General features: G+C 65.3%; 10 protein-coding genes. 2 read left to right on the top strand and 8 right to left on the bottom strand.

The genetic code is table 11. From position 1 onward, the window contains the following. The 4 genes from ACFVW6_RS13840 to ACFVW6_RS13825 all read right to left on the bottom strand — a co-directional run bounded on the left by ACFVW6_RS13840 (position 1) and on the right by ACFVW6_RS13825 (position 3,555). Positions 1 to 864, bottom strand: a complete 864-nt coding sequence (locus ACFVW6_RS13840; RefSeq protein ID WP_378827867.1) for an ABC transporter permease — start codon at positions 862 to 864, stop codon at positions 1 to 3. Further along, positions 864 to 1,724: an MlaE family ABC transporter permease gene (locus tag ACFVW6_RS13835; RefSeq protein ID WP_378827869.1), complete on the bottom strand. Its 861-nt coding sequence runs from the start codon at positions 1,722 to 1,724 to the stop codon at positions 864 to 866. Before ACFVW6_RS13835 ends, ACFVW6_RS13840 begins: the two co-directional genes overlap by 1 nt. A gap of 181 nt (positions 1,725 to 1,905) precedes the next feature. Then, complete coding sequence (locus ACFVW6_RS13830; RefSeq protein ID WP_378827871.1) at positions 1,906 to 3,282, bottom strand: FAD-dependent oxidoreductase; 1,377 nt, start codon at positions 3,280 to 3,282, stop codon at positions 1,906 to 1,908. A gap of 15 nt (positions 3,283 to 3,297) precedes the next feature. Further along, a complete protein-coding gene (locus ACFVW6_RS13825) occupies positions 3,298 to 3,555 on the bottom strand; it encodes a ferredoxin family protein (protein ID WP_378827873.1) in 258 nt (85 codons plus the stop codon). A 438-nt stretch (positions 3,556 to 3,993) separates the two neighbouring features. Between ACFVW6_RS13825 and ACFVW6_RS13820 the strand changes: the two genes are divergently transcribed. After that, positions 3,994 to 4,623, top strand: a complete 630-nt coding sequence (locus ACFVW6_RS13820) for a TetR/AcrR family transcriptional regulator (RefSeq protein ID WP_378827875.1) — start codon at positions 3,994 to 3,996, stop codon at positions 4,621 to 4,623. 40 nt (positions 4,624 to 4,663) lie between these two features. Here the strand turns inward: ACFVW6_RS13820 and ACFVW6_RS13815 are convergent, their stop codons facing one another. Further along, positions 4,664 to 5,116 (bottom strand): SRPBCC family protein, encoded by a 453-nt coding sequence (locus tag ACFVW6_RS13815; protein WP_378827878.1) that lies wholly within the window; start codon positions 5,114 to 5,116, stop codon positions 4,664 to 4,666. 125 nt (positions 5,117 to 5,241) lie between these two features. After that, positions 5,242 to 6,048, bottom strand: coding sequence for a hypothetical protein (locus ACFVW6_RS13810; RefSeq protein ID WP_378827880.1), 807 nt, complete (start codon positions 6,046 to 6,048; stop codon positions 5,242 to 5,244). A 299-nt stretch (positions 6,049 to 6,347) separates the two neighbouring features. Here ACFVW6_RS13810 and ACFVW6_RS13805 point away from each other — a divergent pair, with 299 nt between their 5' ends. Next, positions 6,348 to 7,007 (top strand): TetR/AcrR family transcriptional regulator, encoded by a 660-nt coding sequence (locus ACFVW6_RS13805; protein ID WP_378827882.1) that lies wholly within the window; start codon positions 6,348 to 6,350, stop codon positions 7,005 to 7,007. A 488-nt stretch (positions 7,008 to 7,495) separates the two neighbouring features. Here the strand turns inward: ACFVW6_RS13805 and ACFVW6_RS13800 are convergent, their stop codons facing one another. Both ACFVW6_RS13800 and ACFVW6_RS13795 read right to left on the bottom strand, forming a co-directional pair. Beyond that, positions 7,496 to 8,539: an AraC family transcriptional regulator gene (locus ACFVW6_RS13800; RefSeq protein WP_378827884.1), complete on the bottom strand. Its 1,044-nt coding sequence runs from the start codon at positions 8,537 to 8,539 to the stop codon at positions 7,496 to 7,498. Between the two features lie 79 nt (positions 8,540 to 8,618). Then, positions 8,619 to 10,280: a flavin-containing monooxygenase gene (locus tag ACFVW6_RS13795; protein ID WP_378827886.1), complete on the bottom strand. Its 1,662-nt coding sequence runs from the start codon at positions 10,278 to 10,280 to the stop codon at positions 8,619 to 8,621.

Genomic DNA, 10,280 nt, shown 5'->3' with positions numbered 1-10,280 from the left:
TCACCCCGTGAATGCGATCGGGGTGCTGAAGCCCCACAGCACGATTGTCATGATCATGTCCAAAGCGATGATGGCCACCAGACTCGCCCTGATCGCCCGGCCGGACGCCGCACCGACGCCCTCGGGGCCACCCACCGCGAAAAAGCCTTGGTAGCAATGAATGAGGATGACCGCGACGGCGAACACCAGCACTTTGATCGCTGCTGCCAGCACGTCCCAGGCCACGATGAACTGATTGAAATAGTGCGCGTACACCCCCGCGGGTTCCCCGTGCAGCACTGTGATCACCAGCCCGGTCGTCGCGTAGGAAACGAGCAATGCGAGCAGGAAGGTGGGGACGATGGAAACGGCGCCCGCGATGACGCGCGTGGTCACGACGAACGGTACCGACCTGATGCCGAGCGATTCGACGGCGTCGATCTCCTCGGAGATCCGCATCGACCCGATCTCCGCCGTCATACGGCAGCCGGCCTGCGCGGCGAATCCGACGCCCGCCGCGATCGGCGCCAATTCACGTGTCGTGGCGAAGGCCGACACCAGGCCGCTGACCTGGCCGAGCGCGACGAGGTTCAGCGCGCTGTAGGCCTCGATGCCGATGGAAGCCCCGACCGCGGCACCCATCACGAGCATGACTGCCGCTGTCCCACCGCCGACGATGATCGAACCGCGGCCCCACGTCATGTCGGTGATCGTCGCGACGGTTTGGGAACGATAGTGCTTGAGCGTCAGCGGGATCGACGATACGACCTGCCAGATGAAGCTGAGCACGAAGCCCACGTGCTCGAGCGGAGCCAATTTCTTGACCCGCCGCCGCAATCGGCTGAACGGGTGCAACAGCGGCGGTGTGTACGGCGTTGTCGTCATCAGGACAACCTCGTCGGGAAGAACATCGCGACCACCTGGGTGATCAGCACATTGACGACCGCGATGGACACGACCGACAATATGACCGCCGCGTTGACTCCGTCGGCCACGCCGCGAGGCCCGCCCTTGGCTTCCAGGCCACGCTGGCAGGAGATCACCACAACCAGATAGCCGAAGATCACCGATTTCACGATCGACACCCAGACATCGGTGATGGTGGCGAATGATCCGAACGAATCCCAGTAACTCCCCGGCGTCACATCGAGCGCGACGATGGCCACGATGTAGCCGGCCACGATGCCGACCGCGATGATGAGCACGTTCAACAGCGGCGCCACCAGGACCATCGCGAAAACCCTGGGGACTACCAGACGCTGGACCGGGTCGATTCCCATCACCCGAAGCGCGTCGACTTCTTCCCGGATAGCGCGTGCGCCCAGATCCGAGGCGATGGCCGCGGCTCCCGCGCCCCCGAGCAACAACCCGGTCGCCAGCGGCGCGCCCTGTTTGATGACTCCGAGTCCGCCGGCCGCACCGATCAGCGCGTTCGCGCCGAGTTGATGCACCACGTTGCCGACCTGCGCGGAGACGATCACACCGAACGGGATCGCCATCAAGATCCCGGGCACCGCGGTCACGGTGATCAAAAACCACGCCTGGCCAAGCAACTCACGCACGGGCAGCCGCAGACGGACGAGGTCGACGACACCCTGCTTCGTCGCCGCGGCACCGGAACGCATGGCTCGGCCGAAGGTCTCGAGGCTCGACAGAACCGTCCCGGCGAAGTTGCCACGCAGGACCTGCATCGCGGACGGCGGCGAATCCTGATCACGCATCGCGGCCTGGTCGGTCGGCGTCATGAGACCACCACCTCCAGCGCCGAATCGAGTGACACGGTTCGGCGACCATTTCTGGTCGACCGAGTGAACGGACTACCACCGAGCGACAGCGACATCTTCGCATGACACGGCAGCAGAACCGCGGTAGAACATGCGGTGATCGCCATCGGCAGACAGGGGCGCCCGTCCTGCGCCGTGGCTTTCACTCCGAGCTCGCGGCGCGCGCGTGCGCGCGCATGTCGGCCAGGTCGGTCAGCTTCAGCCGTGGCCGCGTCACGGCCAGACCGGCGGAGACCTCGAACTCATCGATGCGCTGCCACCCCATCCAGTCGGTGTAGTCGGCGGCGGCCCGGCGCCGGCACAGGTCGTCGAAATCCGCAGGCACAGTGCGGTTTCTCGGCAGAATCCCGGATTCGAGATCCTCGAGCAGGGCGCGGACCGTGCCGACCGCACAGAGCTTGTTGGTGCCGATGACACCCGAGGCACCGCGTTTCGCCCAACCCGCCACGTACACACCGGCCACCGGTCGATCACCATCGATCACCCGTCCCGCCTGGTTGCGGATCGTGCCCCGCCCGTCCAACGGAACGCCGAAAGGTGCTTCCGAACGATGCCCGACCGCAGTGACAACCAAGCCCGCCGCGATCGTCTCGACCACGCCGGTCAGCTCCGCCCTGACTCGTCGATCGGCCCCGACGCTCAAACGCGTATCGGCGGCGACAACTGCGCGCACACACTCCTCACCGCTGAAGGCGGTGGGAACGGAACAGAACTTCAAACGAATCGACTTCGCCGCACCCGACACGCCACGATCGGCGAGTTCCCGGACGATCTGGACGTTCGACTCGACCGAATTGGCATTGGCGGCATTCGCCTCCGGCACCAGTGCGGCCGGATCGTCCATACCCTGCACCGTCACGTCGACATCGGCGAGCTTGCCGAGTTCGATCAGCTCCGGGGAAGTCCACGCCGCCTGTGCCGGTCCGCGCCTACCGAGCACCACGACCTCGCGGATCCGGCTGCGCGACAGGGCGTCGAGCGCGTGCTCCGCGATGTCGGTGCGTTCGAGCTCAGCGACGGGCGTGGTCAGGATGCGAGCGATGTCCAGTGCGACGTTTCCGTTTCCGACCACCACTGCCCGTTCGACCTCGAGGTCTACCGGCAACAGCCGCTGATCCGGATGGCCGTTGTACCAGCGGACGAAATCCGATCCACCGAAACAGCCGTCCAGCCCGGTCCCGGGAATCTCGAGTCCACGGTCCGCGGCGGCCCCGGTCGCGTACACGACCGCGTTGAAGAAACCGCGGAGCTCGTCGTGGGTGATATCGCGGCCGATTTCGACCCCACCGAGGAAGTGGAAGCAAGGGTGCGCCGCCGTCCTGGTGAACAACGAGGTCACCGACTTGATCTTCGGATGGTCCGGCGCCACGCCGGAGCGCACCAAGCCGAAGGGGGTCGGCAACCGATCGATCATGCAGACCCACACATCCGGGCCCAGCTTCTTGATGAGCTCAGCGGCGGCGTAGAAACCGGACGGCCCGGATCCGACGATCGCCACACGCAAGGGTTCCGAAGGCATTCCCCGATCCGCCTTTCACTCGAAGTAGGCGGCGTTGGCGTCGATACTGGCCGCATGCTCCTCGGGCACCCGCTCGATCGCGTGGATGGCGCCGACAGGACAGGCCGCGAAGCACGCGTCGCAGTCGATGCAGGCACCGGGATCGATGTACAGCTGCTCCGCCGCCGCGTAGCCAGGAGTGTCCGGCTCGGGATGGATACATCCGACGGGACACACATCTACGCACGAGGCGTCCTTGTTTCCCACGCACTCGGCGGTGATCACATACGGCATCCCGTTCGACTCCTTCGTCTCGGGTTCATCTGTCTTGCTGAAATCCGGCCATCACGGCCGTGCCACGCGGCCCACATCCAGGACCACCGGCGAACCGAAGACGGTCCACTCAATCGCGGATGATCGAACCCTAGTACAGGGTTGACCCGCTGTCCCAATTATAGGTCATTGAGACTATCGGTCAAGCTTCCTTGGGCACGCCACCTGCAACGACGGCATGGCGGATCACCGCACCGAGCACCGAACACAAGGTCACGGCACGGACCGCGCAGGTCATCCTCGTCAGATGACCTGCGGATTTGCTGAATACCGAACGCGCGGGACCGCGATTGGTCAGGCATCCCGCGGCAGGCTCAGTGGCGGGCTTTTAGGACATCGAGCCGATCAGGTCGGTATTTGGCGGGGCGGCTGAGAACGCCGCCGCTAAGCTCAGGAGCCGTGAGCACTGACGACGACCGAATCGCCAACGATGACGCGGAGGTCGATCCCGAGACCGCTCGCCTGTTGGACGTCGCGCGCGAGGAGTTCATCTCGCATGGATTTCGACGAACCAGCATCGGCGAGATCGCCCAGCGAGCCGGCGTTTCACGCAGGACCGTGCACCGGCGCTTGGGCGAGAAGGACGATATCGTCGCGGCCGTCGTCGAACGCGATATCCAGGAATTCCTCGTGCGAGTAGCTCAATCGGCGATCGCCAGGACCGCACCGGAGGTCGCGACGGTCGAAGCCTTCGTCCTCGGCATCCGGGAGTGCCGCACTCATCCGCTGGTGGCGGCGGTACTCGAGTACGAACCGGAAACGCTGCACGAGACCGCTTTCGGGAACTCCGAAACGCTGGTCAGGATCCGTTCGGTGATCGCCCTGCTCATGGCGCTGGACGGCAGCTTGGATCCCGATTCCGCGCACGAAGTCGCCGAGCTGGTCATCAGGATCACGCTCACCTTGCTGATAGCCCCCTCCGCGGTACTGCCGACCGGCACCGATGACGAAGCCCGCCATCTGGCCACCAAGTATTTCGTCCCCCTGATCACTGCGGCCAAGGCCCAGGCACGCCCACTGCAGCAGTGACGGCGAGCAGATCAGGCGGCGGCCGACGACCGCCGCCTGATCATCCGGCGGTGGGCTCCAGCAGTTGTCGACGCAATCTGCCCTCGGTGTACTCGATCCCCTGCGTGACCAGCGCGTCGATCACCTTCGCCAGCGCCCGGCCGGTGAGCCCGCCGACCAGCGTGTAGGCCACTTCCGCCGCAATCCTGGTCCGACCCGGGTCACGAGGCTCGAAACGCCAGGTCATCACCCCACTGATCGGCCCGTCGGTGAGCGTCAACGCAATCAGCGCGTTCTCACAGTATTCAGTGACCGTACCCAGACTGTGCACAGTCATCGGACCGAATTTGATCGTGACAGCGACGACGGCGCCCAGTCCCCGCTCCTGCGGGCCGATGGGCTCGCACTTGGTGACTCCGAACATCCATTCGGGCGCCTTCCGCATGTCGTCCACATAGGCGAAGCAGACTTCCACCGGGACAGCGATGTCAGCCGAATGGGAAACGCGATGCATGTTATTTCTCCTTGCCGGCCATCCGGCGGCGATATAGAACCCTCTCCGGCAGCGACAGTTTCGTGCCGGCGGCGCGCCGACAGACCACTCGACATGGCCCGCCGGCGCTGTCTGCGCTGAGCCGGTCAGGCCACCTGGACCGTGGTGGGCGGATCACCGGCGCCGGCCTTCTCACGCAAGCGGTCCAGGGCGGGAGAGTAGATACACGCGACCACGACGGCCGCGTTGAGCACCGTGGCCAGAATTCCGGCGATCCAGCCGACGACCGGACCCGCGCCGGTGTGAATAGCGAGATACGCAGGCCAGGTGGTGACGAGCGCGAACAGCGGCAAGACCGCGGCGAGAGCGAAAGGCACCACTACCCAACGCCATCCGTGAATGTGCGGCAGCAGCCACGCGAGCACCCAGGCGACCACCGCGAACATGCCGCCGTTCTGTACGTAGCAGTAGATCGGGACACCGAAGATCACGGAATGGTTGTCGTAGTACTGCATCCACCCGAACTGGGCGCCCGAAATCTCCATCGGCACTTCGAGGATGGTCACGGCGATCACCAACTGCAGCAACCGCTTCGCCGGCAAGCCGCGCTTGGTGATCTCGTGAGCGGCGACCGTCACCAGCGGGATGCCACCGCCGTAGAACAATACCGCGAGCCACGGCATCGGCCGGTCGAAGACGGTCGCGGCGACATCCATGTTCGCCGGGTACCACACTGCGACGAACCAATCGCCGAATGGCTCGACGACCAGCGGGTAGAGCGTCCAGCCCGCTACCGCCGCCCAGAAGAACAGTGGGCTTCGCGTGCGAATCGTATAAACGATCCCGATCACCGTTGTGACGATGGCGAAGCAGATGCCGAAAATCGTCGGGACCGAGGGATATTGAGCGATCGCATCGACGGGCGGGTCGCGGAAAACATCTGTGAACGACATTGCATATTCCCTATCGAACTGAAGTGAGGGCGACCGGCAGGCCGCCCTGGATCACGGTGGAGAACGTCGAGGCGCGCTTCGTTGTCCAACCCGGGTGGGCCGGTACGGATCGGCCGAGTCACCCCGCCACGAACCGCCTCATTCCGCCCTGACCGAACCGGACCTCGGGCGGTAGGCGTGGCAGTCATCGCCGACCGACCTGGACAGATGGTGGCATCGCAGATTCGAATTGTCAATCGCGTATGCGAATCACGATTCGCATACTAGGATTCTGGTGACGACACGTGGGAGGAGGACCTGTGGCTGCCGAGCGGCGATTGGCCGAACGCACGCGAGCCCAGCGCACCGAGCAGGTACGCAAGGAGATCGTCGACGCGGCGATCGTCGAGTTCATCGAGCGCGGATACCACGAGGCGTCCCTCGCCCACATCGCCGAAAGGATCGGGACCGGCGCATCGACGATCTACCGGTACTTCGCGAGCAAGCGCGAGATCCTCGACTACGCGGTCGCCGACACGGTCGCGGCGCTGGCCGAACTCCTGGGCCGCGCAAACGCCGAACCGCCGGGTTCGATCGCCGAATTCCGTCACCGGGCAAATGAATTCGGCGATGTGATGGCCGACCTGTTGACGGGCGATCCGCGAATCGCGCAGATGATGCTCATGGTCGCGACGTCGAAGGACGAAGAGCTGCGCGGGAAGTGGACGGCGATCTATGCTCTCGCGACAACCGTCGTCGAGGATTTCCTGTCCGGCGCGGTCGCGTCCGGCTTCGTCCGCGCCGACCTGGACGCAAAGGCTACGGCCGCCGCGATCATCGCGATCCCGTTCGGCATGGTGGCCTGCAATCCCGACCTTTTCGCCGATCCGAAGGCCGCGACAGCGGCGGTTCGCGCGACGGTCGACATGGTCGTGGGTGGTATTCGCAGCTCCGAAGCCCCGCTGACTTCGCACAGCTGACGCATTCGGCGGAGAAGCCCATTGGAGCGGCGCCCCCGCCGGCAAGGTGCATGCTTGGCGGCGTTCCGCTCGCCTCTGCGGCGCTCTGGGCTATCGCACAACTAGACAAGGTCAGGCGCGGCGCTAGATCTCGGTGCCGACTACTGCCACAGCGTAGGTCGCAGCGAATCGGAGCGGTGACGAGGGTCGTCCCGTCCCCTTCTTCGGTGCCCCGCCGAGGGCACAAACCTGCGACACCATTTTCGCAGCTCAACAGCTTATGCCTCGTAATTCCGAGGAAGTCTCATCATGAAAGCCCAGGTCAGTCGCATTCGCCCTGGTGAAGTGGGTAGGGCAAGCGAACATGGGAACACATCGGTCAACAGGACAAACGTGCCAGGTCCTTCCATGACGTCGACCGCCGCTCCTTGCGGCTTCGCCAATGGCCTGGCGGGGTGCTCCACTGTCCCGACCTCGACCGAGTCCGTCTAGTGACAGCATCGAGGCGGTCATGCTAGGTCGGTTGCACGCCTCCAGCCCTTCTCGGCGTCCTGGAATCCGGTCGGTGTGACGCCTTTCCAGCGTTTGAAGGCATGAGTGAAGCTGGCGGCTTCGGCGTAACCGAGCCGAATCGCGATGTCCTCCACCGACAGCGCGCCGCTGCGCAGCATCTGTTCGGCGAGGGTCACGCGCACTTCGTCGCGCAGGCTGTGGAAGGTGGTGCCTTCCTCGCGAAGACGGCGACGCAGCGTGCGGCTGCTCAACCCGAGCTGACGGGCGACGTCGTCTTGGCCGGTCGCTGTCAGATCGAGCCGAGTCAGCACAACCTGGACCTGGGCCGACAGCCCGTTGCGTTGGCGCCGGGTGTTGACCAGTTCCCGGCACAGCGCCTCGCATTCGGCGAGGATTCGGGGATTGGCCTGTGGGAGCGGCTCGGTCAGCAGTTTCGGATCGAAGACGATGCGGTTGGCCTGTTGCGCGAAGACCGGACGGACATGCAGCACGTCTTCGAACGGCTGCGTCGAAGCCGGTGTCGGCGTAGTCAGTTCGACCCGGTGCGGCCGGAACCGGCCGGGGAAGATTTCCTCGATCACGGTCAGAATGGCGGCCGCATCGCGCTCGACCAGGAACTGCCGGACCGGCTCGGGTATGCCCGAATCGTCCAAGCTCGCCACGACCGCGTCGGCGGTGACTTCGACCTTGGGAATGCAGAAGGTGAAGGTGAGGTCGAGATATCGCAGGAAGACGCTCGCCGCGTCGGCGAAGGTCGGACTGGACAGGCATGCGAATCCGAAGCTGCCGAAGGTCGACATTCGATATCGGCGGCCGAGTTCGAGGCCCACCTGCGGGTGCCCATCGAGGGCGCGCGCGATGTTCGCGGCGACCCGCATCTCCTGCTCGGCACTGATCTGCGCGGTGGAGTCGGCCAGGTCAGCGGCGGTCAGGTCGGACCCGGCCAGAATCCGATCCAGGGGAATCCGCCGGTCGACACCGAACTGGGTCATCAGAACTACGGAAGCCATCGACCGTCGGAATCCGGACCCGGTGACCACGGCGGGAAACTGCACTGGCATACGAGAAGGCCTGGTCCGGGGTCGATCGGCGCTCGCGGGTCTCGAAGCGGTCAGAGGTTCACCGCCCACTTCCGATTCGCCTGTCGTTCCGGGTAGGGATTGCCACGAAATCGTCGGCGCCGAATCTCCTTGTGCGCCGCGCGTACTCCGAGACCAAGCCGGGCCAATTGGAGGTGATTCGTGCCGAGGTCGCGGACCGGTACCAGCTGGCGCAAGCCGCCCACGCGGTCGTGGTGAGGCGCTGCTGGATTTCTTGATCGTAGTGATCTTCGATGTCGGGGCGCACGTCCAGGCTCATGCCTGGACGGTCGAGGAGGTGTCGCACAGCCTGGCGGATGTATTCGGCTTGGCGCTCGAGCATGAAAATGATGGACCCGGTCCCGAGATTGGTGTTGGGGCCGTACATGAGGAACAGGTTCGGGAAGTTCGGCACCGTCATGCCCAGGTAGGCACGAGCGCCCTCGGACCACACCTGATGGAGATCGAGCGCTTCTCGGCCGGAGACCTCGATCGGCCCGAGGAATCGTTGCGTGGCGAATCCGGTGCCGTAGATGATCACGTCGGCGGGGTGTTCGATGCCGTCGGCCGTCCGTACGCCGGTCGCCGTCACTTCCGCTACCCGGTCGGTGACGACGCGGACGTTGGGTTGCGAGACGGCCGGGTAGTAGTCGTTGGAGAACAGGACCCGCTTGCAGCCGATCTCGTAGTCGGGGGTCAACGACTCCCGCAACCGCCCGGAGCGCACGCGGGCCCGTAGGTGCCCCAGTGCCGCCGCCCGCACCGCCGCGCTCACCGCCCGGTTGCCCAGCATGCCGAAGGTCCACAGTTCGCCCAGCCCCCACCACAGCCCACGTTCGGCGCGCAAGGTGATCGGAGCCCGACGGAACAGCCCACGCCGGAACTCGCCATAGCCCCCATCGGGTTTGGGCAGCACGTAAGGGGCCGAGCGCTGGAACACAACGAGGTCGGCGACCTGCGGCTGAATACGTGGGACGAACTGGATGGCGCTGGCTCCGGTGCCGATCACGGCGACGCGCTTTCCGCGGAGGTCGACATCGTGGCGCCACTGCGCCGAGTGGAACGACGGGCCGGCGAAACCGGCGATTCCCGGGAGTTCGGGCAGCGCCGGTCGCGAGAGCTGGCCCGTCGCCGGGATCACCGTTCGGGCCGTGAGGACGGTGCCGTCGGCGGTCTCGACCGTCCAAAGGCCGGACTGTTCGTCGAACCGTAGTGCCGTGACCTCGACGCCACACCGGATACGGTCACGTACTTCCGGTTCATCGGCCGCCGCACGGAGGTATTCCACGATCTGAGCCTGTCCGGCGTAACGCCTCGTCCACGCCGGATTCGGTCGGTCGGCGAAGGAGTAGTACGCCGAGGGCACATCGCAGGCCGCGCCCGGGTACGAATTCTCCCGCCACACACCGCCCACCGACCGCGCCTGCTCGAGAACGAGGAAGTCCTCGATTCCTGTCCGGATGAACTCGCGCGCCATCGCCAAGCCGGCGAAGCCCGCGCCGATGATCACGGCCGACACTGTCTCTGTCGCAGTCATATCTCGCACGACCGTGAACGGTAGTGGCCGCGCTGAGCACGGCCGAGATACTTGTGGCCAGGATTTTGATACTTCGGGCCATCCTTGCTCGGGGTGCTCGGCGTACCGGGTTGCGCTGGCGTCGAGGCAGGGATAGACGGCGCCTGCCCGCTTCGTGTCGGCCAT

This window comes from Nocardia sp. NPDC058244 (assembly GCF_042882065.1).
GTDB lineage: Bacteria > Actinomycetota > Actinomycetes > Mycobacteriales > Mycobacteriaceae > Nocardia.
This window is presented reverse-complemented; position numbering and strand designations above follow the sequence as displayed.